The 23,449-nt window shown below is 64.9% G+C and carries 23 protein-coding genes, 1 tRNA gene and 1 riboswitch; of the genes, 12 read left to right on the forward strand and 12 right to left on the reverse strand.

The annotated features are described in order from the left end of the window. Positions 1–23: 23 nt before the first annotated feature. Positions 24–617 (reverse strand): thermonuclease family protein, encoded by a 594-nt coding sequence (locus SO139_RS28160; RefSeq protein ID WP_449380272.1) that lies wholly within the window; start codon positions 615–617, stop codon positions 24–26. A gap of 49 nt (positions 618–666) precedes the next feature. Further along, the gene (locus SO139_RS28165; RefSeq protein WP_449380273.1) at positions 667–867 is read right to left on the reverse strand and encodes a DUF1674 domain-containing protein; all 201 of its coding nucleotides are present in this window, start codon (positions 865–867) and stop codon (positions 667–669) included. Between the two features lie 194 nt (positions 868–1,061). Here SO139_RS28165 and SO139_RS28170 point away from each other — a divergent pair, with 194 nt between their 5' ends. From SO139_RS28170 to purH, 3 genes are all read left to right on the forward strand, one after another. Next, positions 1,062–2,408, forward strand: a complete 1,347-nt coding sequence (locus SO139_RS28170) for an RsmB/NOP family class I SAM-dependent RNA methyltransferase (protein ID WP_449380274.1) — start codon at positions 1,062–1,064, stop codon at positions 2,406–2,408. 157 nt (positions 2,409–2,565) lie between these two features. After that, on the forward strand, positions 2,566–4,281 hold the full coding sequence (locus tag SO139_RS28175) for a heparinase II/III family protein (RefSeq protein ID WP_449380275.1): 1,716 nt from the start codon (positions 2,566–2,568) through the stop codon (positions 4,279–4,281). Between the two features lie 59 nt (positions 4,282–4,340). After that, positions 4,341–4,422: riboswitch (ZMP/ZTP riboswitch) on the forward strand. A gap of 36 nt (positions 4,423–4,458) precedes the next feature. Next, positions 4,459–6,051 (forward strand): bifunctional phosphoribosylaminoimidazolecarboxamide formyltransferase/IMP cyclohydrolase, encoded by a 1,593-nt coding sequence (gene purH, locus SO139_RS28180; RefSeq protein ID WP_449380341.1) that lies wholly within the window; start codon positions 4,459–4,461, stop codon positions 6,049–6,051. Positions 6,052–6,196: 145 nt separating this feature from the next. On the opposite strand, the gene SO139_RS28185 is transcribed toward purH, so the two are convergent. Beyond that, a complete protein-coding gene (locus SO139_RS28185; RefSeq protein WP_449380276.1) occupies positions 6,197–7,585 on the reverse strand; it encodes an MFS transporter in 1,389 nt (462 codons plus the stop codon). 115 nt (positions 7,586–7,700) lie between these two features. Between SO139_RS28185 and ggt the strand changes: the two genes are divergently transcribed. Both ggt and SO139_RS28195 read left to right on the forward strand, forming a co-directional pair. After that, positions 7,701–9,452 carry a gamma-glutamyltransferase gene (ggt, locus tag SO139_RS28190; RefSeq protein WP_498541016.1) on the forward strand — a complete coding sequence of 584 codons (1,752 nt, stop codon included), beginning with the start codon at positions 7,701–7,703 and terminating at the stop codon, positions 9,450–9,452. Further along, a complete protein-coding gene (locus tag SO139_RS28195) occupies positions 9,406–11,040 on the forward strand; it encodes a serine hydrolase domain-containing protein (RefSeq protein ID WP_498541017.1) in 1,635 nt (544 codons plus the stop codon). Before ggt ends, SO139_RS28195 begins: the two co-directional genes overlap by 47 nt. Positions 11,041–11,051: 11 nt before the next feature. Here SO139_RS28195 and SO139_RS28200 read toward each other — a convergent pair whose 3' ends face one another. Continuing rightward, a complete protein-coding gene (locus SO139_RS28200; protein WP_449380279.1) occupies positions 11,052–11,717 on the reverse strand; it encodes a glutathione S-transferase family protein in 666 nt (221 codons plus the stop codon). 151 nt (positions 11,718–11,868) lie between these two features. Between SO139_RS28200 and SO139_RS28205 the strand changes: the two genes are divergently transcribed. The 3 genes from SO139_RS28205 (at position 11,869) to panE (ending at position 14,179) form a co-directional block, all read left to right on the forward strand. Beyond that, positions 11,869–12,444, forward strand: a complete 576-nt coding sequence (locus SO139_RS28205; RefSeq protein ID WP_449380280.1) for a DUF2239 family protein — start codon at positions 11,869–11,871, stop codon at positions 12,442–12,444. Positions 12,445–12,547: 103 nt separating this feature from the next. Beyond that, positions 12,548–13,156 (forward strand): 2-hydroxychromene-2-carboxylate isomerase, encoded by a 609-nt coding sequence (locus SO139_RS28210; RefSeq protein WP_498541018.1) that lies wholly within the window; start codon positions 12,548–12,550, stop codon positions 13,154–13,156. A gap of 99 nt (positions 13,157–13,255) precedes the next feature. Continuing rightward, on the forward strand, positions 13,256–14,179 hold the full coding sequence (gene panE, locus SO139_RS28215; RefSeq protein ID WP_498541019.1) for a 2-dehydropantoate 2-reductase: 924 nt from the start codon (positions 13,256–13,258) through the stop codon (positions 14,177–14,179). Positions 14,180–14,259: 80 nt separating this feature from the next. Here panE and SO139_RS28220 read toward each other — a convergent pair whose 3' ends face one another. The 4 genes from SO139_RS28220 to SO139_RS28235 all read right to left on the reverse strand — a co-directional run bounded on the left by SO139_RS28220 (position 14,260) and on the right by SO139_RS28235 (position 17,773). After that, positions 14,260–14,847: a c-type cytochrome gene (locus SO139_RS28220; RefSeq protein WP_498541020.1), complete on the reverse strand. Its 588-nt coding sequence runs from the start codon at positions 14,845–14,847 to the stop codon at positions 14,260–14,262. A gap of 234 nt (positions 14,848–15,081) precedes the next feature. After that, positions 15,082–16,356, reverse strand: coding sequence for a PQQ-dependent sugar dehydrogenase (locus SO139_RS28225; protein WP_498541021.1), 1,275 nt, complete (start codon positions 16,354–16,356; stop codon positions 15,082–15,084). A 278-nt stretch (positions 16,357–16,634) separates the two neighbouring features. Next, on the reverse strand, positions 16,635–17,621 hold the full coding sequence (locus tag SO139_RS28230; RefSeq protein WP_498541022.1) for an NAD-dependent epimerase/dehydratase family protein: 987 nt from the start codon (positions 17,619–17,621) through the stop codon (positions 16,635–16,637). 77 nt (positions 17,622–17,698) lie between these two features. Continuing rightward, positions 17,699–17,773 (reverse strand) — tRNA-Gly (locus SO139_RS28235). A gap of 276 nt (positions 17,774–18,049) precedes the next feature. Here SO139_RS28235 and trxA point away from each other — a divergent pair. Then, positions 18,050–18,973 carry a thioredoxin gene (gene trxA, locus SO139_RS28240; RefSeq protein WP_498541023.1) on the forward strand — a complete coding sequence of 308 codons (924 nt, stop codon included), beginning with the start codon at positions 18,050–18,052 and terminating at the stop codon, positions 18,971–18,973. Between the two features lie 114 nt (positions 18,974–19,087). Further along, positions 19,088–19,765: an LON peptidase substrate-binding domain-containing protein gene (locus tag SO139_RS28245; protein WP_449380287.1), complete on the forward strand. Its 678-nt coding sequence runs from the start codon at positions 19,088–19,090 to the stop codon at positions 19,763–19,765. Between the two features lie 6 nt (positions 19,766–19,771). Here the strand turns inward: SO139_RS28245 and SO139_RS28250 are convergent, their stop codons facing one another. Further along, positions 19,772–20,584 carry an SDR family oxidoreductase gene (locus SO139_RS28250; protein ID WP_449380288.1) on the reverse strand — a complete coding sequence of 271 codons (813 nt, stop codon included), beginning with the start codon at positions 20,582–20,584 and terminating at the stop codon, positions 19,772–19,774. A 32-nt stretch (positions 20,585–20,616) separates the two neighbouring features. Beyond that, the gene (locus tag SO139_RS28255) at positions 20,617–20,967 is read right to left on the reverse strand and encodes a hypothetical protein (RefSeq protein ID WP_498541024.1); all 351 of its coding nucleotides are present in this window, start codon (positions 20,965–20,967) and stop codon (positions 20,617–20,619) included. A gap of 92 nt (positions 20,968–21,059) precedes the next feature. Between SO139_RS28255 and SO139_RS28260 the strand changes: the two genes are divergently transcribed. Beyond that, on the forward strand, positions 21,060–21,593 hold the full coding sequence (locus SO139_RS28260) for a TetR/AcrR family transcriptional regulator (RefSeq protein ID WP_449380290.1): 534 nt from the start codon (positions 21,060–21,062) through the stop codon (positions 21,591–21,593). A 152-nt stretch (positions 21,594–21,745) separates the two neighbouring features. Here the strand turns inward: SO139_RS28260 and SO139_RS28265 are convergent, their stop codons facing one another. Both SO139_RS28265 and SO139_RS28270 read right to left on the reverse strand, forming a co-directional pair. Then, on the reverse strand, positions 21,746–22,576 hold the full coding sequence (locus SO139_RS28265) for an FTR1 family iron permease (RefSeq protein ID WP_498541025.1): 831 nt from the start codon (positions 22,574–22,576) through the stop codon (positions 21,746–21,748). A 10-nt stretch (positions 22,577–22,586) separates the two neighbouring features. Further along, on the reverse strand, positions 22,587–22,934 hold the full coding sequence (locus SO139_RS28270) for a cupredoxin domain-containing protein (protein WP_498541026.1): 348 nt from the start codon (positions 22,932–22,934) through the stop codon (positions 22,587–22,589). Positions 22,935–23,192: 258 nt separating this feature from the next. On the opposite strand from SO139_RS28270, the gene SO139_RS28275 reads away from it, so the two are divergent. Further along, positions 23,193–23,390 carry a Trm112 family protein gene (locus tag SO139_RS28275; RefSeq protein WP_027525074.1) on the forward strand — a complete coding sequence of 66 codons (198 nt, stop codon included), beginning with the start codon at positions 23,193–23,195 and terminating at the stop codon, positions 23,388–23,390. The last annotated feature ends 59 nt before the right edge of the window (positions 23,391–23,449 follow it).

Raw genomic sequence — 23,449 nt, forward strand, 5'->3', positions numbered from 1 at the left:
AGCCGCGTTCTGACGCGGCTTTCTTATTGCCAGAAGCGCCAGCTGCGCGCGCACCAGCCTTCGCGATGGCCGCCATTATAGCTGCGGGCATAACCGCCCGCGAGCAGCGCAGCCGAGACGTTGGCCGTGCGCGTGGTGGCAACATCGGCGAGAATGCGCCCGTATTTCTCTGGGCCGAGATTGTAGATCACAACGCCGCCCTGGCCGAGCAGCTTGCGTAGCGCATCGGTGGCAGCTTCGGCCTTGTCCAGCTCTTCCCGACAGGACGCCCTCATTTCAGGCGCATCGATGCCGCGCAAGCGGACCCGCCCGACGAGATCGCGCCCGTTGCGCTGATGCACACGCGCGAGAAACGTGTCGCCGTCGATGGTGCGGATGACGTCGACCGACTGGCGAATGTCGGGATCGCCTGCCTGCTGCAGGATGATCTCGGCGTCCTGCGCTCGTTCGTCACCGCCATGCCGCGCGGACCAGTTGGTCCCGTGCCGGAAGGTGAGCACGACCGCGGTGACGACAACAACCACGAACATCCACGGCAGCAGCCCCGCGAAGCGACGGCCAAACGGCGTGCCACTGAACGAGGGCCGATACGAATTGATTCGGTCGCGGGGAGACATCGGCCAACGCTAGGGCTGAGTCGGGCGAGCCGGCAAGAGACGCCCCGTCTCAGAAATCCGATGCGATGCCCTTGCGCTCCCAGTCGCCATAGCGCGTCGGCTCGGGACCCTTCGGCCCCTGCAGCTCTTTTGGTGCGGCTTCGGCATTGGCAACAGCCGCCCGCCGGCGCGCCTCGGCTTCCGCCAGCGCGCGCTGAGCGGCCGGCGTCTGCGCCTTGCGCTGAGGAGGACTGGACGGAGTGTCGTTCATCTCTGGCTTCCTAGCCCAGGCGCGCCCCTCGCGCGATCGGAAAAAACGCCGCGCATAGGGGTGGAGATCGTCATGCAGGGCTGAAAAAACCAGAGCCGATTCTTACATTTGGCATATTCGCATGCCACAGATGCGCTTCTTCAGGCATGCGCCCTCACGGCGGAACTGCCGCTCGCTCAGAACCTTACCTCCGCATGCCATCTCAACGTTTTGCTCCACCCACCGAAGTGCCTGGTCTGGCGGCACGGCGGATCGCCGCAGATATCGTCGATGGTGTCCTGCATAAGCACCGCACACTTGATGATCAGCTCGACGGTGGCGGCGCCCATCCCGGACTGAAGACGCTCGCCGATCGCGATCGCGCGCTGATGCGGCGCATGGTGGCGACCGTGCTGCGTCGGCTCGGCACGCTGGGCCACGTGCTGTCGCGCCTGCTCGACAAGGGCATCCCTGGCGAGGCGCCGCGCGCGCAAAGCGCGCTCCTGATTGGCGCTGCGCAAATTCTCTGGATGGATGTTCCCGATCACGCGGCGGTCGATCTCTCGGTCCGCCTGGTGCAATCCGACCGCCGCGCAGCGCGCTATGCCGGCCTCGTCAACGCCGTGCTGCGCCGCTGCGCACGCGAGGGCAAGGCGCTGGTGGAGGAAGTCGCAACGCAATCGCTCGACCTGCCACCCTGGCTGCTCGCGCGCTGGAGCGCGCATTATGGCGAGACCACCGCGCGCGAGATGGCGCTCGCGCTCGGCCATGAGCCCTCACTCGATCTGACCGTGAAGTCGGATGCCGCACAGTGGGCGAGTCGCCTGCACGGAGAGGTGCTGCCGACCGGAACCGTGCGCACGCTGCTGCACGGCTCGGTGACCATGCTGCCAGGCTTCAGCGAAGGACAATGGTGGGTCCAGGACGCCGCGGCGGCATTGCCGGCCCGGCTGTTCGGCGATATCGCCGGCAAGTCCATCGCCGATCTCTGCGCCGCTCCCGGCGGCAAGACGGCCCAGCTGGTGCACGCCGGCGCGAATGTTGTCGCCGTAGACCGCTCGCCGGCGCGCGTGGCACGGCTGCGCGAGAATCTGGCGCGGTTGTCGTTGCAGGCCGAAACCGTCGTCGCCGACGCCGTGGAATGGGCGGGTCCACAGCACGGCTTTGACGGCATCCTGATCGATGCGCCCTGTACCTCGACCGGCACGATCCGCCGCCACCCGGATGTGGCCTGGCTGCGTCAGGAGTCCGACATCGCGGCGCTCGCGGCGCTTCAGCAGCGCCTGCTGCGGAAATCCGTCTCGCTGCTGAGGCCGGGCGGAACGCTGGTCTATTGCACCTGCTCGCTGGAGCCAGAGGAAGGCGAGCAGGCGATCGCCGCGCTGCTGACGACCGAGCCCGCGCTGCGCCGCGTGCCGATCCAGCCGTCCGAGGTCTCGGGCCGAGCCGAGATCATTACCACCGAGGGCGACCTGCGCACCCTGCCGAGCCATTTGCCGAACGCCGACCCGAAGCTCGGCGGGCTCGACGGGTTCTTCGCCGCCCGGCTCGTTAAATCCTGATTTTGCACCGGATTTTGCGCCACTGATGCTGATTCGCCGCCTTTCAAGGTGGTGTCAGCCGGCCGATTTTGGGATTAAAAGGATTCGTCAGGAATCCTCTCCCCCTTCAAGGCAAGGCGTGTCGGTCGCTCAACGCAGACGCATCTCGACGTTGGTCATGAACCGCTTCGCGCGGAACATGCTGGCGCGCGCGAGCGGCGGTTCCGTGGCGGTGTCGCGGCTCTGGCCGGGCCGCACCGACCGGCTGATCATCGCCCCGCACGACCTGCGCACCGCAGACGCCACGCGCGCAGCTGAGATCTATGCCGGGCGCTTCGTCTTCGCTGGCAAGATCGTCAATTGCCACGGCCGCTCGATTTTCGATCTCGAGCCGCCGTCGGAGGACTGGGAAGTCGCCCTGCTCGGCTTCGGTTGGCTGCGCCATTTGCGCGCCGCCGACACCGCGCTGACGCGGGCCAATGCTCGCGCGCTGGTCGAAGATTGGATCTCCAATCCCGCCAACAAGCGCCCGGTCGCCCGCCGCGCCGACGTGCTGGCGCGGCGCGTGATCTCGCTGTTGTCGCAGGCGCCGCTTGTGCTTGGCGACACCGACAACAAATTCTATCGCCGCTACCTGCGGGCGCTGGCGCGCGAAATCCGCTATCTGCGTTTCACCATGGTCGACATCCCGGACGGGGTGCCGCGGCTGCAAGTGTTGATCGCGCTCTGCTACGCCTCGCTGTGTCTCGCCAACCAGGCGCGCCACATCCGCAGCGCCTCGCGAAAACTGTCCGACGAATTGCAGCGCCAAATCCTTCCCGACGGCGGACACGTCTCCCGCAATCCCGGCGCGTTGATCGAGCTTCTGATCGACCTGCTGCCACTGCGCCAGACCTTTGCAGCGCGCAACATCGCGCCGCCGCCGGCGCTGCTCAACGCGATCGACCGCATGATGCCGATGCTGCGCTTCTTCCGGCACGGCGACGGCAACTTTGCGCTGTTCAACGGCATGAGCGCGACGTCATCGGATCTTCTCGCCACGCTATTGGCCTATGACGATACCCACGGCGCGCCGATGGCGACCATGCCGCATACCGGCTTCCAGCGCCTCGACGCCGGAGCGTTGACGCTGATCATGGACACCGGCGCGCCGCCGCCTGCGAATGTCAGCCACGATGCCCATGCCGGCTGCCTGTCGTTCGAATTGTCGTCGGGCACGAGCCGCATCGTGACCAATTGCGGCATGCCGACGACCGGACGCGACAATTGGCGGCCATTCGCGCGCGGCACCGCGGCGCATTCGACGCTGACCTATCACGAAACATCGTCCTGCCAGTTCGTCGAGCTGTCGGCGATGAAGAAGCTGCTGCATGGCGCGCCCGTGATCAGGGGGCCGGCCGTGGTCGAGAATTTTCGCGAGGTCGTTCAGAACGGCACGCTGCTGACGACGTCGCATGACGGCTATCTCGCCAAGTTCGGCGTGATCCACCGGCGCGTGGTGATGGTCGCCAATGACGGCGCGCGGCTCGACGGCGAGGACACGCTGTCGCCGCCGCAGGGCGGACGGCTCAAAGGTGCGAATGCGGATTTCGCGCTGCGCTTCCATTTGCATCCGGCGGTGAAGGCGAGCCGGCTGTCGGATGCCCGCGGCGTGATGCTGGTGCTGCCGAACCGCGAGGTCTGGACCTTTGAAGCGTTGGACGACAAGGTCGATCTCGAGGACAGCGTGTTTTTGGCTGGCAATGACGGCCCGCGCCGCACTGCGCAGATCGTGATCCGGCAGGACGCGCGGCAGGCCCCCTCGATCCGCTGGAGCCTTGTTCGCTCCAGCGCCTCGCCGGCTGTCACCAACGCCCGCCGCAACGCCCGACGCGAGCCGGAACTTCCGCTGTAAACGCGCGCGGCTCGCGCCTATCTAGCCGTTGTGAGGAACGCCGAAAGCTGCTAACGAGCCCTCGCTCGCGCGACTGGCGACCTTGGATGGAGCACCATCGGGAAGCGCGGGACATATCTGCCGCGCGCCTGGGCATAGGTACTCCCCACACAGAGGATCTTGCCCATGACTGATGCGATGACTGACCATCCCCGCCGCGTCACCCGCGCCCTGCTTTCCGTTTCCGACAAGACCGGTCTGATCGAGTTCGCCAAGGCGCTTGCCGCCCATGGCGTTGAGCTGGTCTCGACCGGCGGCACCGCCAAGGCGATCGCGAGCGCGGGCCTCGAGGTCAAGGACGTCTCCGAGCTGACCGGCTTTCCTGAAATGATGGACGGCCGCGTCAAGACGCTGCATCCGAAGGTGCATGGCGGCCTGCTCGCGATCCGCGACAACAAGGAACATGCCGAGGCGATGAAGGCGCATGGGATCGCGCCGATCGATCTCCTCGTCGTCAACCTCTATCCGTTCGAGGCAACCGTCGACAAAGGCGCTGATTTCGAAGAGTGCATCGAGAACATCGACATCGGCGGTCCGGCGATGATCCGCGCCGCCGCGAAGAATCATGACGATGTCGCCGTTGTCGTCGACGCGCAGGATTACCAGGCCGTGCTCGATGAGCTCGCCGCCAACAATGGCGCGACCACGTTGAAGCTGCGCCGGCGCCTCGCCGCAAAAGCCTATGCACGCACCGGCGCCTACGATGCCGCGATCTCCAACTGGTTCAACCGGCAGCTCGAGATCGACGCGCCCGACTACCGCGCGTTCGGCGGCAAGCTGATCCAGGCGCTGCGTTATGGCGAGAACCCGCACCAGACCGCCGCCTTCTACGCGACGCCCGACAAGCGGCCGGGCGTCTCGACCGCGCGGCAATTGCAGGGCAAGGAGCTCTCCTACAACAACATCAACGACACCGATGCGGCCTATGAGTGCATCGGCGAGTTCGATGCCAAGCGCACCGCGGCCTGCGTCATCGTCAAGCACGCCAACCCCTGCGGCGTCGCGGAAGGTCCCGATCTCGTCACCGCCTATCGCAGGGCGCTCGCCTGCGACTCGACCTCCGCCTTTGGCGGCATCATCGCGATGAACCGCGTGCTCGATGCCGACACCGCCCGCGAAATCACGAAGATCTTCACCGAGGTGATCATCGCGCCCGATGCCAGCGAGGAAGCGATCGCGATCATCGGCGCGCGCAAGAATCTACGCCTGCTGCTGGCCGGCGCCCTGCCCGACCCGCGCACGCCCGGTCTCACCGCCAAGACCGTTGCCGGCGGCTTGCTGGTGCAGAGCCGCGACAACGCCGTGGTCGACGACATGGCCTTCAAGGTCGTGACAAAACGAGCGCCGACGGATGCGGAGATGCGCGACCTGAAATTCGCGTTCCGCGTCGCAAAGCACGTCAAGTCCAACACCATCATCTACGCCAAGGATCTCGCCACCGTCGGTATCGGCGCGGGCCAGATGAGCCGCGTCGATTCGGCCCGGATCGCAGCACGGAAAGCCCAGGACGCGGCGAACGAAATGAAGCTTGCCGAGCCGCTCACCAAGGGATCGGTCGTCGCGTCAGATGCGTTCTTCCCGTTCGCCGACGGCATGCTCGCCTGCATCGAGGCCGGCGCCACAGCCGTCGTGCAGCCCGGCGGCTCGATGCGTGACGACGAGGTGATCAAGGCCGCCGACGAGCACGGCATCGCCATGGTGTTCACGGGGACGCGGCATTTCAGGCATTAACTCCCTGTCGTCCCGGACAAGCGGAGCGCAGATCCGCGACCATAACCACAGGGAGTAGTTTGGCGAAGACTCGGAATTGACAGCGTCGCGCCACAACCTCTCCTTGGGGTTATGGGTCTCGGCCTTCGCCGGGACGACACTTGAGCTAGTTCTCCCTCACCCGCATCAGCAACGCCAGTCCCGCGGCGAAGAACACCACCAGCACGCCCATGCCGGCCTTCTGGCTTGCGGTCCCGGCCGTGATTGCGCCGATCAGGAGCGGGCCGATGAAGGACGTCACCTTTCCGGTCAGCGCGAACAGGCCGAAATACTGCGCGATGCGATCCCTCGGGGCGAGGCGGATGAGGAGCGTCCGCGAAGCGGCCTGGAGTGGGCCGCCAGCCGCGCCAATCAGGCATCCCAGCACGAGATAGGCGCGCTCGGCTGCGCCCGCGAACAAGGCGCCGCCCGGCTGGGGCGGAGCGACCTTGATGAACAGAATCGAATCCTTGTCGACCAGCAGGATTGCCGCCAGCGACAGCAGCAGCACCAGCATACTGCCGGCGATCACGCGCTTCGGTCCCAGGAGATCGTCGAGCTTGCCGCCGAGCCACGCGCCGAACGTGCCGGCGATCGCCAAGATGATGCCGAAGGTGCCGATCTGAATCGTGTGCCAGCCGAACGTGCCGGCCGCATAGATGCCGCCGAAGGCGAACAGCGAGACGAGGCCGTCGCTGTAGATCATGTTGGCGAGCAGGAACGTCGCCAGCGATCTCTGCCGCGGCAGTTCGCGCAGCGATTGCAGCAGTTGTGCAAGGCCAGCGCGCAGCGCCGCGCGCACCGGCCGCTTGGCGGGATAGTCCGGCGTGAACAGGAACATCGGCGTCACGAACACGATGAACCAGAGGCCCGTCAGCGGTCCCGTGATACGATCGCCCTCATGCACTGCCGGATCGAGCCCGAACAGCGGTTTGAAACCAAGCAGCGTACGCCCGGTCTCCGGGTTCGCGGCAAGGAAGCCGAGCACGATGATCAGGCTGATGATGCCGCCGACATAACCGGTGGCCCAGCCATTGCCGGAGAGCCGCCCGATCCGCTCCGGGGGCACGAGCGTCGGCATCATCGCATTGTTGAACACGGTGGCGAACTCCGCGCCGACGCTGGCGAGCGCCACGGCCGCAAGCAGCGGCGCGATGATGGCGGGATCGCCGGGCCTGCCGATCCACAGCGCACAGGAGCCGAGCACCAGCATAGCGCCGAATGCAGCGATCCAGGGCTTGCGCCGGCCCGCCGCGTCCGCGACGGCGCCTAACACCGGCGACAGCAGGGCAATGACCAGGCCAGCGGCCGCCATCGCGAATCCCCACAGCGACTGTCCGGCCGCAGGGTCCGGCGCGACGCTTGTGGCGAAATAGGGCGCAAAGACGAACGTCGTGATCAAGGTAAAATAGGGCTGTGCAGCCCAGTCGAAGAAGATCCAGCTGACGACGGCAGCGCGCGGCGGATAGATCCGCTCCGCATCGGCCATATCGGTATCAGAGGCGATCGTCGTCATCAGCATTCCTTATCACGAACAGTTTTGCCGCTCTTGGCGCAAACGGTATAGCATTGCCGTGACGGCTGTGGAGCGGCGCCAAGACACGACAGAAACAAGACACGGCGGAAATTTGATGATGTCGCTTGTCCTGACACGACGAAAAGTCGTAGTTGCCCTCACGATTCTAGGTATCGGCCTGTTGCCAGCGCGCGCTCAGGATGCGCGCCGCCTCTACGAGCCACCCGCGCTCGACACCGTTCACGCCATCGCGGCCGAGCACGGCCTGGTGGTGGCCCAGGAGAGAATCTCCGCACGGATCGGCGCAGACATCCTGCGCAGCGGCGGCAATGCGGTGGATGCCGCGGTCGCGACCGGTTTCGCCATGGCGGTGACCTATCCGCGCGCGGGCAATATCGGCGGCGGCGGCTTCATGGTGATCCATTCCGCCGACCGCAAGGAAGACATCGCGATCGACTATCGCGAGACCGCGCCGGCTGCGACGACATCAGACATCTTCCTCGGCGCCGACGGCAAGCCCGATATCGCCAAGTCGCGCGACTCCGCACTCGGCATCGGCGCGCCCGGCACGGTCGCAGGACTGTCGCTGGCGCTGGAGAAATATGGCTCCGGCCAGTTCACGCTGGCGCAATTGCTGGAGCCGGCGATCGCGCTCGCCCGCGACGGTTTTATCATCAGCGACGACATCGCCGACACCTTGCCGGCCGCGCACAAACGATTTGCGCGCTGGCCGGCGTCGGCAAAAATCTTCTCGCGACCGGACGGGACGCCGCTGCAAGAGAATGACCGGCTGGTGCAAGGCGATTTGGCTGAGACGCTGTCGGCTATCGCTGCCCAAGGTCCGCGCGGATTCTACGAGGGACCGGTCGCCGAAAAGCTGGCCAAGGCCGTCACCGATGCCGGCGGCATCATGACTCCGGAGGATCTGCGGTCATACAGGCCCGTGATCCGCGAGCCGGTGCGCGGCAGCTACCGCGGCTTCGACATCGTCTCGATGCCGCAGCCGTCGTCCGGCGGCGTGGTGCTGGTGGAAACGCTGAACATCCTGGAGGGCTTTCAGCTCTCGGATCTGAAGCAGGGCTCGCCGGCCTCGCTGCATCTGCTGATCGAGGCCATGAAGCGCGCCTATGCCGATCGCGCGCGCTACCTCGGCGATCCCGCGTTCGTCAAGGCGCCGATCGAGACCCTGATCGCGAAGGATTATGCCGCAAAACTCCGCACCGGCATCAATGCCGACAGTGCCACGCCAGCGAGCAAGATCGTGGCGAGCGCGACGCCGCCGCGCGAAGGCAGCAACACCACGCATTTCTCGGTCGTCGATATCAGCGGCAATGCGGTGAGCAACACCTATACGCTCAACTTCAGCTATGGCGTCGGCCTCGTCGCCGACGGCACCGGCGTGCTGCTCAACAACGAGCTCGACGATTTCACCGCGGCGGTTGGCGCCTCCAATGCCTATGGCCTCGTCGGCTACGAGGCCAACCTGCCCGGCCCCGGCAAGCGGCCGCTGTCCTCGATGTCGCCGACCATCGTGCTGAGGGACGGCAAGCCGGTCCTGGTGACCGGCTCGCCCGGCGGCAGCCGCATCATCTCCACTGTGCTCCAGGTGATCGTCAACGTGCTCGACTATCATATGGATGTCGCCGCAGCCGTTGCAGCACCGCGGCTGCATCACCAATGGCTGCCGGATGAAGTGCGCGTCGAGCGCGGCTTTTCCGACGATGTCCTGTTCGAACTGAAGGCGATGGGTCACCTCGTCGTCGAGCCGATGGGTCAGACATCGGCCAACTCGATCGCGGTGACGCCGAACGGACCCTTCGGTGCGCCTGATCCGCGCACCCGCGGCGCCGCGGCGGAAGGACAATAAGCTTTCCCCTTTAGGAGGTCCGCGGTCAACGGCGCTGGTCATCGGTTTTCGCCTCCGGCCAATTCTCCGACGGCGGCCTCTGCGGGGTCTTCCTCGCGACCGTTGCGCTACCGGACACCCGCCGCCGCGCGCTGCATGCAGGCTAACAGGGCCCTTCGCATCTCATTCCCATATGTCGCGGGAACGACTAGGCTCGTGTCTCGGCAAGGAGATATGCGTGGTCCGCAAGATTCTGGCTTCCATCGCAGCCTTGCTGCTGGTGGCACTTATTGTGCTGACGGCCGTCTTTCGTCCGGATCGCGCACTTCGAATCGTGGCCGCTGTCGTCGCTCACAATGTCTGCGCCAAGAGCTTTGTCTCAGGACTTGATCCCGAGACATCCTTCGCAGAGATCACGAGTGATACCAGCCTGCGGTTCTGGCGGGCGATCATGACATATCAACTGGATCGCGCGGCAGGAACCGTCGAAATCTTTGCTTTCGGCCGATCTTACGGGCTCGCCGCCTTTCACGAAGGATTCGGCTGTGTGATCGTGAACGGATCGCGCCAGCCTTATGTGCCGCAGAGCGACATTCAGGCGCTGAAAGCGCCGCAGGAGCCGCCATTGCTCCCTGAAATCGCCGGGCCGGATCTCGTCGAACCCGGGGACGACGCGCTCAGGGCAGCCTTGACTCACGCCTTCGAAGAGCCTGGGGCCGTGCCCACGCGGAGAACCAAGGCCGTCGTGGTGGTGCACAATGGCCACGTGATCGCCGAACGCTACGCCCCGGGCGTCGGCATTGATACGCAATTGCTCGGTTTCTCTTTGACCAAGTCGGTGATCAACGCGCTGATCGGCATCATGGCGAACCAGGGCTTGATCAGCCCGTCGATGCCGGCGCCGATCCCGGAATGGCATTCGCCGTCCGACCCGCGCCACCGGATTGAGATCGAGCATCTCTTGCGCATGACGACGGGGCTTGCACTGGATGAGACCTTCGTCGGCTTTGATCAATCCAGCCAGATGTATGTGCAGGACGACATGGCCGGCTTTGCAGCGAAGGCTGCGCTGATCGCACCACCGGGAGCGCGTTGGCATTACTCGAGCGGATCAACACAGCTGCTGGCGCGGATCATACGCGATATGCTGGGCGGTCCCGAGCAAGCGTTGGGCTTTGCCTGGCGCAGATTGTTCAACCCGCTCGGTATGCGCCATGTGACGCTCGAGTTCGATCCATCCGGAACGATGCAGGGCGCGTCCAACATGCTGGCAAGCGCGAGAGACTGGTCGCGATTCGGCTTGCTCTATCTCAACAACGGCGTCATCGGCGGCAAACGCATCCTGCAGGAAGGCTGGGTGGATTTTTGCGCTGCCGCTACGCTCGAGACCAACTATGGGGCGGGCTTCTGGACGAATCGCGGCAAGCAAAGGAACGCGAGGGCCGACGTGCCGGGGGAGATTCCCCGGGATGCCTTCTTTGCGGCAGGCGCGTTCGATCAACGCGTCGCAATCATTCCGTCGCGCAACCTGGTTGTGGTGCGTCTCGGCGACGGCCAGGGTGACGTCCAACGGCTGATCAGGGAAGTGCTGGCCGCGACGCGAGAATGAAGCGAAGGAGCCTACCGCCCGACCTGGTACGGCCCGCCCTTCTCCAGCGCACGTTGATAGGCCGGACGCGCATGGATGCGTTCGAGGAACGCCATCGCCTTGGGATGGCCCTGCTCCAGCCCGCCGCGCGCCTGCGCCGCCTCCAGTGGAAAGCTCATCTGGATATCGGCCGCCGTGAACTCGTTGCCGGCGAACCACTCGCTCTTGCCAAGCTCGCCTTCCCAATAATCCATGTGCTGCTTGAGCTGCGGATTGACGAGCGCCGTGAGCGCCTGGTTCGAGACCTTGCGCACGAGAGGACGGAGCAGCGCCGGCGCGCGCTTCGGCATCAGGGTGAACAGCAGCTTGAGCAGCAGCGGCTGCATCGCCGAGCCTTCAGCATAGTGCAGCCAATAGGTGTAGCGCAGCCGCTCCGGCGTGTTGGGCGACGGGATCAGGCGTCCCTGGCCATAGGTGCCGACGAGGTATTCGACGATCGCGCCGGATTCGGCGATGGTATTGCCGTTGTCGGTGATCACGGGCGACTTGCCAAGCGGATGGATGGCACGCAGCTCCTTCGGCGCGCGCATGTCCGGCTGGCGCTGGTAGCGCACGATCTCGTAGGGCACGCCCAACTCCTCGAGCAGCCACAGCACGCGCTGCGAGCGAGAATTGTTGAGGTGATGAACGGTCAGCATTTTGAGGTCCCCCACTGGTCTCGGACGCGTTGGTGCCAGCCCGGCGGGCGAATGTCGAGCCGGATGGTCGTTAATTTTACCCGGGCATATTGACGCTTCTATTTCATCCGGATATTAAAAGGACACGGTGTCAAATTTCGCAGTGATTTCAATGCAGGAAACCTTCACAGCCTTTGTCGGTCAGCGGTGCCTGGCCTCGGGACCAATCGCGGATGTGGCCTTGGCGGTCAAGCGCGCGGATGCAGGGGCGGGCTCGCCGATCGTGATCTTCAGCGACTCGAGCGGGCGGGCGGCCGATTTCGACCTGCGCGGCGACGACCAGGAGGTGCTGGCCCGCCTGGCGACGATCGCGCCGGCGGAAGGCATCGAGCCGCCGACTGCGCCGCGCGGCCGCGGCCGGCCCAAGCTCGGCGTGGTTGCGCGCGAGGTGACGCTGCTGCCGCGACACTGGGAATGGCTCAACGCACAGCCGGGCGGCGCCTCGGTCGCGCTGCGCAAGCTCGTCGATGAGGCGCGGCGCGCAAGCGGCGATCGCGACCGCGAGCGGCAGGCGCGCGATGCGGCCTACCACTTCATGTCGGCGATGGCGGGCAATCTCGCGCATTTCGAGGAAGCCTCGCGCGCGCTGTTCGCAGGCGACCGCCGGCGCTTTGCGGCCGAGATCGCCGACTGGCCCGCCGACATCCGCGACCACGTCCTGAAACTCGCAAGCAGCGACCGCGCGTAGGCGGAACACGCCCCGGTCAAGGTATTATGACCATCATGAAACGGGTGGACGTGGCGCGGCTGCTGCGCCAAGATGTGCGCAAGCGAGCTCGGGGAGGACGATTTTGACGCGCGCGGCCCCACAATTCCTGTTCGATTTCGGCAGTCCCAATGCGTTTCTCAGCCATGAAGCGATCCCTGCGATCGAGCAGCGGATCGGCGTGAAATTCGAGTATGTGCCGATCCTGCTCGGCGGCATCTTCAAGGCGACCAACAACAAGTCGCCGGCCGAGACGCTCGCCGGCATCAAGAACAAGCGGGAATTCCAGGCTGTCGAGACCGAGCGTTTCATCAAACGCTTCCACGTGCAGCCCTATGTCTGGAACCCGTTCTTCCCCATCAACACGCTGAACCTGATGCGCGCGGCAATCGCGGCCCGGCTCGAAGGCGTGTTCGAACAATATGTCGAAGCCGCATTCCATCACATGTGGCGCGAGCCGAAGAAGATGGACGATCCGGAAGTTGCGATGAAGGCGCTCGCATCGTCAGGCCTCGATGCGCAGAAGCTGTTCACACGTGCCCAGGACCCCGATGTGAAAGCAAAGCTGATCGAGAACACCGAGGAGGCCGTCGCGCGTGGCGCGTTCGGTTCACCGACGTTCTTCGTCGGCAACGAGATGTTCTTCGGCAAGGAGCAGCTGCGCGACGTCGAGGAGATGGTGTCGGGAAAGTGAGAGGCGCGAATGGCGGGTAGCGAATAGCGAGTGGAAATCATCCCTGCTATTCGCTACTCCGTACTCGCCATTCGCCAAGAACAACAACGGAGCATCCCCATGCGCATTCTCGTGGTCGGCGCCGGCGCCATCGGCGGCTATTTTGGGGGCAGGCTGTTGCAGGCCGGGCGCGACGTCACCTTCCTGGTGCGGCCGCGGCGGGCGACAGAGCTCGCGAGCGCCGGCCTCGTCATCAAGAGCCCGAACGGCGATGCAACGCTGACGAATCCGCCGGCGGTGCAGGCGGGCAAGTTCACCGAAAAATTCGACGTCGTGCTGCTGAGCTGCAAGGCGTTCGACCTCGATGACGCCATCAAATCGTTCGCGCCGGCGGTCGGGCCGAACACCACGATCATTCCCGTTCTCAACGGCATGCGCCATCTCGACGTGCTGGACCAGGAGTTCGGCGCCGAGCGCGTGCTCGGCGGGCTCTGCGCCATCGCCGCGACGCTGAACGAGAAGCGCGAGGTGGTGCAGCTCCAGCCGATGCAATCGATCAATTACGGCGAGCGCGACGGAAAACTGTCGGCGCGGGTAAAGGCGATCGACGAAGTCTTCACCAGCGGCATCGCCGGCGCTGGCGCGAGCCAGAACATCATGCAGGACATGTGGGACAAGTGGGTGTTTCTCGCCTCGCTCGCGGCGTCGACCAGCCTGATGCGCACCTCCGTCGGCAACATCCTGGCGGTCGCCGGCGGCATGGATTTTCTCTTAGGGATGTTGGACGAGACCAGCGCGACTGCGACCGCGTCGGGCTATGCGCCCGGCGGACCGTTCTTCGAGCGGGTCAAGGGTTTGATCACCACCGAAGGCTCGCCGATGACCGCATCGATGTTTCGCGACATCAAGGCGAACCTGCCGGTCGAGGCCGATCACATCATCGGCGACCTCATCGCGCGCGCCGATGCTGCGAAAGTGCCGGTGCCAAAACTGCGCATCGCCTATACGCATTTGAAGGCGTACGAGAAGCAGCGGGCGGGGTAGCCTCGCACTCCGCCGTCGTCCCGGGGCGCGCAAAGCGCGAGCCCGGGACGACGAGTTGAGTAACCGTTTACAGCCTTGCGCTACTGCAAATGCGCCAGGTAATGCGCAAGTGCGGTGATCTCTTCCTCGCTGAGCGAATAGGCGACGTCGGCCATGGCGGCGACGCCGCCGCCGACGCGCAGGCCCGCCTTGTAGTCGTGCAGGGCCTTCACCAGATATTCCTCGCGCTGGCCGGCAAGGCGGGCGACGGCCTTGGTGCCGGCATAGCTGTCGGTGTGGCAAGAGGCGCAGCGGCGGCCGCTAGCTGCTTCCTTGCCTTTCCTGGACAGGTCGGGATCCCTGTCTTCCGGACCCTTCGGCGGCGTGAGCTGCGAGAAATAAGCGCCGAGACTGCGGATGTCCTCGTTGGCGATCTCTTCCGCGATCGGCTGCATCTGCTCGTTCTTGCGCGAGCCGGCGCGAAAGAACACGAGCTGCCACTGCAAGAACTGATCCGGCTGGCCGGCAAGTGAGGGGATGTTCTCGGTCTGCGAGATGCCGTTGGCGCCGTGACAGGCGGCGCAGACCGCGGCCTTCTCCTTGACGTCGGCAGCGTGCGCGAAGGGAATAGTGGCAAGCGCGGTGAGCGCAAGTGCGATGATCGCGTGAGGAGCAAACTGCCGGTGCATGATTGGAGGATTCCGCTTTAACGGGCTGTCATTCCGGGGCGCCCGAAGGGCGAGCTATGATGCGCAATTGCGCATCTGAGAATCCATAACCCCTGTTCGTGGTTATGGGTTCCGGACTTGCGCGCAAGCGGCGCGCAATCCGGAACGACACTGTGCAAAATTCAAAGGCCAGGACTCCAAGACAAAGGCTGCGGCCGCCAGTCCGGCCACCGCAGCCTCCACTCTCACACCGCGCTACTTCTTGCTGTAGCTGATGCGATAGATCGCGCCGGCCCAGTCGTCGGCGACGAGGATCGAGCCGTCCTTCGCGAGGATGATGTCGTCGGGACGGCCGAGATAGCCCTGGTCGCCCTCGAGCCAGCCGGAGGCGAACACCTCCTGCTTGGGGTTCTTGCCGTCGGGCCCGACGATCACGCGCACGATGCGCGCGCCCTGGTACTTGTGCCTGTTCCAGGAGCCGTGCTCGGCGATCAGGATGTTGTTCTTGTACTCGGCGGGGAACTGGTCGCCGGTATAGAACTTCATGCCGAGCGGGGCGACGTGAGCGCCGAGGTTCAGCACGGGCGGCGCGAACTCCGAGCACTTGTGACCCATCGCGAATTTCGGGTCCGGCAGATCGCCCTGGTGGCAATAGGGATAGCCGAAGTGCTCGCCGATCTTGGAGATCATGTTCAGCTTGTCGCTGGGGAGATCATCGCTGACCCAGTCACGCGCGTTCTCGGTGAACCAGTATTTGCCGCTGCGCGGATCGACGTCGCCGCCGACCGAGTTGCGGACGCCGAGCGCCCAGATTTCGGCGTTGCCGGTCTTGGGATCGACACGCCGGATCTGCGAGACGCTGGTCGGCGGAATGCCGACGTTGAAGGGCGGTCCGAACGGCAGGAAGAACCAGCCATCCTTGTCGGTCGCGATGTACTTCCAGCCATGAGCGGCATAGGACGGCATGTCGTCATAGACGACCTTGCCCTCGCCGAGATTGTCGAGATTCGCTTCGGCGTTGTCGTAGCGAATCAGCTTGTCGACGGCGATGACGTAGAGTGCGCCGTCCTTGAAGGCGAGGCCGGTCGGCATGTTCAGACCCTTGAGGATGGTCTTGACCTCGCGCTTGCCGCCATTGTCCTTGATCGCATAGACGTTGCCGAGGCCGAACGAGCCGACGAACAGCGTGCCCTTGTCGCCCCAGGCCATCTGCCGCGCGGCGAGAACGCCGGGCGCCCAGACCTCGATCTTGAAGCCCGCCGGCAACTTGATCTTCTTCACGATGTTGGCGAGCTCGGCTTCGGATGCGCCGGTCGGCGGGCCGGACGGCGGCGCAAGACCCTTCTGCGCCTCGGTCTCATCGCCCAAGAACCAGTCATCCGGCGGATGCGTCCAAAACTCCTTGGTGCCGGATTCGTATTTCTTCAGCGCCCGGTTCTTGTCCTGCTGCTGCGCATTCACGACGCTTGTCCCCGCGAGCAGGGCAACCGCCGCAAACGCAAAGATGGATCGATGGAATATGGATGTCATCGCGTCACTCCCCTAAGGCGGCCGTGGCGGCCATACCGTTATTGTTTTGCTATTCGAGAGGCGAAGTTCGGAGTCTGTCGACAGAGGCAGACGCGAAAAGGTTAGCACATCTGCGAGCGCTGAGAAGCGTGGCTGGCGCATCGCGATGAGCCTCAATAAAAATTGAGAGAGAACTTCTCCGCATGCGTAGCATGCGAGCACGTGCGTTCTCGCTGCAACGCGGAATCACGCGGCTAGCGACTATTTCGCAGGCAGCGCTCGCATGCGCGCGACGGGAATTATGAGACTACGGGATAAGGGCCACGGTCGAAGACGGTGTCATGATAACCCTTTGAGCCGACCTGACGCGCCAGCGCGCTGCGAAAATCGTGGTTCTCGCGCAGGCTGCTCAGCACGTGGGCAAAGTCGAATGCGGGCCGCCAGCCGAGTTCGCGGCGCGCACGATCGTTGACGTAGACGCGGTCGATGGTCGGAAACAGGCGCCAATCCCTCGCCGCGTAGAGTTTGGCGCAATCGGGATAGAGCGCATGCACGACGCGCGCGGCGTCCTCAGGCAGGGCGGCGAGGTGGTTTTGCGTGAACGGGCTCGTCGCCGACACGATATAGCGCGAAAAGCCGATGCTGGGTGCGCGCTCGACGGCGAGCAGATGCGCACTTACCGCGTCCGCTATATCCAGCCGGCGATAAAGCAGCTCGTTGGCCTGCGCGTTCTCGGTCGCAAAGCTCGCCCGCGCTGAGGGATCGTCGTCCTCCTCCGGAAAGAAGCGCGAGGTTCGCAAGACGACGACGGGAAGCCCATGCTCGCGAAAGAACAGCTCGCAGAGATTCTCGGCCATCAGCTTGGTGGTACCGTAGATGTTCTTCGGCACCGACGGCAGATCCTCGGTGACCCAGACCGCGGCATTGCCGGCCTCGGGCCGAAGCTGCGAGCCGAACGCGCTGGTGGTGCTGGTGAAGACGAAGCTCTTCACGCCGGCCTCAAGCGCTGCCTCGAGCAGGTTGAGCGTGCCGGTGACGTTGGTGTCGATGAAGTCCTGCTTGGTATGGGTCGCGACATGCGGCTTGTGCAGGGTGGCGGCGTGGATGACGGCGGTGACGCCCGCCATCGCGGTCCGCACGAAGCCGGGATCGACGATCGAGCCCACCCGGTCGGTGAACTCCGATTTCTTCAAATCAACCCCATGCACAGTAGACCCGCGCGCGCGAAGCGCCCGGAAAATGGCTTCCCCGAGATGGCCCGCACTGCCGGTGACCAGAATTGTCATTCCACGTCCAACGTACGTCCCGGACGGAGCCGCCCAAAGGGCGATCCGGTCCTGTCAGGTTTGACGCTGGGAGAAATTGGAGCGGGCGAAGGGGCTCGAACCCTCGACCCCGACCTTGGCAAGGTCGTGCTCTACCACTGAGCTACACCCGCGTCCTGAGCCGGTCGCGTGACGCGCCGGCAACGGCTGTCGTATGCCAAAAGCGGGCGGCGAATGCAACAACTACCCGCGGCATCTATTCGCTTTCGGAGACCTAAATGAGCCCCGAATAGGGTCGAAAGCGACCCGAAACGCCCAGGAACCACCAAATCAGCGGTCATGGATTGAAATTCGGCCGTCCCGGCCCAATTTAGGAGCCGGGACAGCAGCATATGGAACGGCGTCGTGCTAAAGAGCCGCCTTTCCGGACATCAGACGAGGGGACTTCCGTGACGATCATTGACCAGGGCAACGGAGCGGCGGGCCAGGCTGCGCCCGATCTGATCAAGGACACCACCACCCAGACCTTCGTGAAGGACGTCATCGAGGAATCGAAGCGCCAGCCGGTGCTGATCGACTTCTGGGCCGAGTGGTGCGGCCCATGCAGGCAGCTGACCCCGGTGCTGGAAAAGGCCGTCAAGGCGGCCAAGGGCAAGGTCAAGCTGGTCAAGATGAACATCGACCAGCATCCGGCGATTCCGGGCCAGATGGGCATCCAGTCGATCCCGGCCGTGATCGCCTTCGTCAATGGCCAGCCGGCCGATGGCTTCATGGGCGCGGTGCCCGAGAGCCAGGTCAACGCCTTCATCGAGCGCCTGACCAAGGGCGTGACCGCGCCGGGCGAGGTCAACGTCGCAGAGATCGTGAAGGAAGCAGACGCCGTGCTCGCTGAGGGCGACGTCGAGGCCGCGGCGCAGATCTATGCCGAGGCGCTGTCGCACGATGCGACCAACATCGCCGCACTCGCGGGCCTTGCGAAATGCTACGTCACGTCGGGTGCGATCGAGCAGGCCAAGCAGACGCTCGCCATGGTGCCGGAGTCCAAGCACGGCGATGCCGCGGTGAAGGCGGTGCAGGCCGCGATCGATCTCGCCGAGCAGGCGGAATCGCTCGGGCCGGTCACTGAACTGGAGCAGAAAGTCGCTGCAAACCCGCTCGATCATCAGGCCCGGTTCGACCTTGCGACCGCGCTCAACGCGCAAGGCAATCGGGCAGCCGCGACCGACCAGCTGCTCGAGATCGTCAAGCGCGACCGCAAATGGAACGATGATGGCGCACGCAAGCAGCTCATCCAGTTCTTCGAGGCCTGGGGCGGCGCTGATGATGCGACCGTCGAGGGACGCAAGCGGCTGTCGACGATCCTGTTCTCGTAGTTGTTGGAGCATGATCTTGTCGGAAGACCGCTTCACACTTTTCGCTAAAGCGGCCCTTCGGGTCCGGATCACGCTCTAAGGCCTGAGCGCCACACAAGTCAGCGGGGAGCGGGTATGCCGATCAATATCGAATATCGCGGGCCCGCCGATCTTCCCGAGATCATCCCGGTGTTTCCGCTGCCCGGCGCGCTGCTCTTGCCGCGCGGGCAGATGCCGCTCAACATCTTCGAGCCGCGTTATCTGTCGATGGTCGACGACTCACTGCGCGACGGCCATCGCCTGATCGGCATGATCCAGCCCGACGTGGCGCATTCGCCGAAGAACTCTGACAGGCCGGTGCTGTTCAACGTCGGCTGCGTCGGCCGCATCACCCAGCTCGCCGAGTCCGGCGACGGCCGCTACATCCTCGAGCTCACCGGGATTGCGCGCTTCAAGGTGGTCCAGGAGCTCGAGGTGCTGACATCCTACCGGCAGTGCAAGGTGAACTTCTTCGCCTTCACGGATGATTTCACCGCCCGCAAGGGCGAGGACGCGGTCAATCGCGAGGCGCTCCTGGTGGCGCTCGCCGACTTCCTGAAGGCCAACAACCTCAAGGTCGACTGGGAAGGTGTCGAGAGCGCACCCAACGAGGCGCTGGTCAATGCGCTGGCGATGATGTCGCCCTATGGTCCCGCAGAGAAGCAGGCGATGCTCGAAGCTCCCGACCTGAAGACCCGCGCCGAGATCCTGATCGCCGTCACCGAGATGGATCTCGCCAAGAAACGCACCAGCGGCGATCCGCCGCTGCAGTGAGCGCACTTAGGCCGCGCGGCGAACGTCCGGCGATTGGCGGCGCAGCCAGTCCGCCCAGGATGATGTGCCGCGCACGCCCTGGCTGACGACGAAGCCCATGCCTCGCGCTGACCTTTCCGACAAAGCCATCGGCACGATGCGCCGGCGGATGGCGTGCGCCTCCTGGTACTGCCGCGCGAACTCGGTGCAGCCGAAATCGTCGGGTCCGCCGATCTCGGGCCGCATCCCGCGGCCACCATCGAAGGCACAGCTCACGACGTGATCGGCGACATCGGACGTGTCGACCGGATTGAACACCGTCGTCGGCACCGGCCACATCGGAAGCCAGGCGAGGCCGGCCAGCAGCCTGTCGAGCAGATAGTAGAAGGGCATCGCCCGGACCACGGACCATGACACCGACGAGCTGCGGACCAGCTGCTCACCCCTGAGCTTGACGCGTGCGTAAGGCAGCGTTGCATCGTCGAGACCCACGATCGAGACGTGCAGGAGGTGCTGCACCGAGGCCTCCTGGCAGAGCGAGAGCAGCAGCTCAGTTCCTTCGACGTCGACCGCGGACGGCGACGTGAAAAAGTCGGAGGGCCTGAAGCCGCCGCGGCGCGCGATCGGCGAATAGGTCGCCGCATTGATGACGGTGTCGACGCCGTGCAGCGCCTCGCGCAGCCCGGCGCCCGTTACAAGATCGCCGATGGTCCATTCGACATCGGCCCGCGCGCCGGGCGAGCGGGCAAAGACCCGCACGGAATGCCCGGTGGCGATGAGGCGGTCGACGATATCCTGGCCCAAATGGCCGGTGCCCCCGGTAACGAGCGTCAGCGGCATGCTTCGATCCTCATCTAAAGCGCGATCATGCTCTAGTACCCGGCAACCGTCATCGCCACGACGGCACTCAGTGCCATCCAGCCGAAGTGGCGACCGCGTGTTGCCCAGGCGTTGGCGAAGGCGGCAAAGCCGAACACGATGGCCAGCGTGGTGACGATCCAGTGGCGCGCGGGTTCCGACGCCATCCAGGGCGTGGCGAACAGCAGGACGCCGCCGCCGATCCAGGCGACCGTCGAGGTCTGCCAGACCAGGCGGATCAGGGTCCGCAAGCGTTCCGGTTCGATTTTGGCGCGAGCAAAGACTTTTGTTTCGCCGAGGACGCCGTGAATGAGCGCCACGATCATCGTGGCCAATCCGGCGGCTTGCAGCAGCAGATCACGCATAGCCTGACCCTCCATACAGTGATGTATGGTGATAATGCCGGACTTGGCAGATGTCAATACAGTCCTGTATGGTTGGTCCAACGGAACCCGACATGACCGAACAGCTTTCCGCCGACGACTGGATAAAGCAGGGCCTGAAGGCGCTGGCGAGGAGCGGCTTCACGGCGCTGAAGGCCGATCCGCTGGCGAAGGCGATGGGTGTGTCGCGCGGCAGCTTTTACTGGCACTTTGCCGATCTCGGCGCGTTCCATGCTGCGATCCTGAAACGCTGGCGCGAGATCGCGGCCGAGCGGATCATCGCTGATGTCGAGGCCGACAGCGAGGGTGAGCCGCTACGTGCGCTGTTGCGGCGGAGCTTTGGCGCACGGCTCGATGTGGAACGCGCGGTGCGCAATTGGGCGGCGTTCGAGCCGGCGGCACAAGGTGCCGTTCGCGCGATCGATCGCCGCCGGCTCGACTACATCGAAGGGTTGCTCGAAAAACGCGGGTTCGCCTCGGCGATGGCGCAGGCGCGTGCGCAAATCCTGTACTGGACGTTTCTCGGCTTTGCACTGTCGAACACGCCGCTGCCGGCAGCGCGCCTGGAGGCGCTGATCGACGAGCTCCTGCGGATGGTCTCGAACTAAGAGATTGAGCTCGATTGCTGCCGCGCAGCAGGTGCGCTCCCTCCCCCGCAAGCGGGGGAGGGTCGGGGAGAGGGTGTCTCCACAGTGAACAATCCCCAAGTGGAGAGAGCCCTCACCCCGACCCTCTCCCGCCTGCGGGAGAGGGGGCACACCTAACCTGCGGCGACGGCGCGCCTGGGCGGCTCGGATCCGACCAGCCGCATCAAGGCGATCGTGACCAGGACGACGGCGGCATAGATCACGAGCTGCATCCCGGTCGGCTGGTCGGTGTAGCCGATCAGCGTGTGCAGGGTGCGGCCCAAGATGCTGTCCTCGGCGAGAAGCCAGCTCGTGTCCCACACCACGGTGTCGAGCGCGGTGAGCCAGTTGGCGCGCTCGAGGAACGAGACCGCCTGTGCGGCCATGCCGGCCGCGAGCAGCGTGATGAGCACCGTCGTGGTCGCAAACAGCGCGCGCGGCGGAATCCGCAATAGGCCGAAATAAGTGAGGAGGCACACCGCGCCGCCGAGCACGAGGCCGAGCAGGCCGCCCACGAGCAGGCTCATCGCCGTGCCGCCGTCGGATGCGGCGACGCCATAGAGGAACAGCGCCACCTCGCTGCCTTCACGCAGCACCGCGACCCCGACCACGACGGCAAGCGCCAGCAGCGATTTGGATCCTTCGGCGACGGCCTGGCCGACGGCGCGCAATTCGCCCGCCATCTCCTTGCCATGCCGCGCCATCCAGACGTTGTGCCAGGTCAGCATGATCACGGCGACGGCAAGGATCGCCGCGTTGAACAGCTCCTGACCCATGCCTTCGAAGAGCTGTGACAGGGCGCCCGCGAATGCCGCGACCACGCATGCGCCCAGAACGCCCGCCAGCACGCCGCCCACGATCCAGCGATTGCGATGCTTAACAGCGCGCGTCACCGCGAGCACGATGCCGATGATCAGACCGGCCTCAAAAACCTCGCGGAAGACGATGATGAGCGCGGCGAGCACGAGCGAGGCCTTATTCGACGATGAGAGTGCCGCGCGCCTTCTCGTTGAACTCGTCGAAGAACTCGTAGCGGCCGGCCTTCTGCGCGCGAACGTTGACGACGGCCTCGCCCTTCGACGGAATGACCTTCTCGACCTTCAGCGTCTTGCTCTCGAACTCCATCGCCTTGGCGGTGTTGTTCTTGACCTTGACGGTAATCGACTTGCCGGCCGGTGCGCGCAGCTCGTTCGGCTGGAACGCGCCATCATAGGCGATTTGGAGTTCGGTCGCCTGCTGTGCGTTCGCGGCAGCGAGCGGCAGCATCGCGGCAACGCAGAGCGCGGCGAGGGCGAAAGACCTTGGGTTAAGCGAAGCAAACATGGATCGGCGTGTCCCGGGCTAAATGGTCAAAATCGACGGCAAGCGCGCGCCGCGCTGCCTTACGTCCTGCAAACCAAAAATCGGCGCTGGCGGCTAGGCGGCGCGCTCGCAAAAGCACTTACTCTAAAGCTATTCTAAGTTATGACGACATGTGGAAAGCGCTGTCGCGCCGGGGAGCGCAGAGCGTCCGAGATCTCCTGTGCGGCGACACGCCGCAGCTTTCTGTGCTAAGGGCCGGACCACCGCCGGAGACCATTCATGACCACGCCAACCGAACGCCCCGAAGCCACCGTCGATCCCAAGCTCTTGGAGATCCTGGTGTGCCCGCTGACCAAGGGTCCGCTCGAATTCGACGCCGCCAAGCAGGAGCTGATCTCGCGCTCCGCCAAGCTCGCCTACCCGATCCGCGACGGCATACCGATCATGCTGCCGGAGGAGGCAAGGAAGATCGATTGAGGCCGAAGCTCCTCATGGTGAGGAGGGGCGCCAGCGCCGTCTCGAACCATGAGGCCCCG

This window comes from Bradyrhizobium sp. UFLA05-89 (assembly GCF_059803475.1).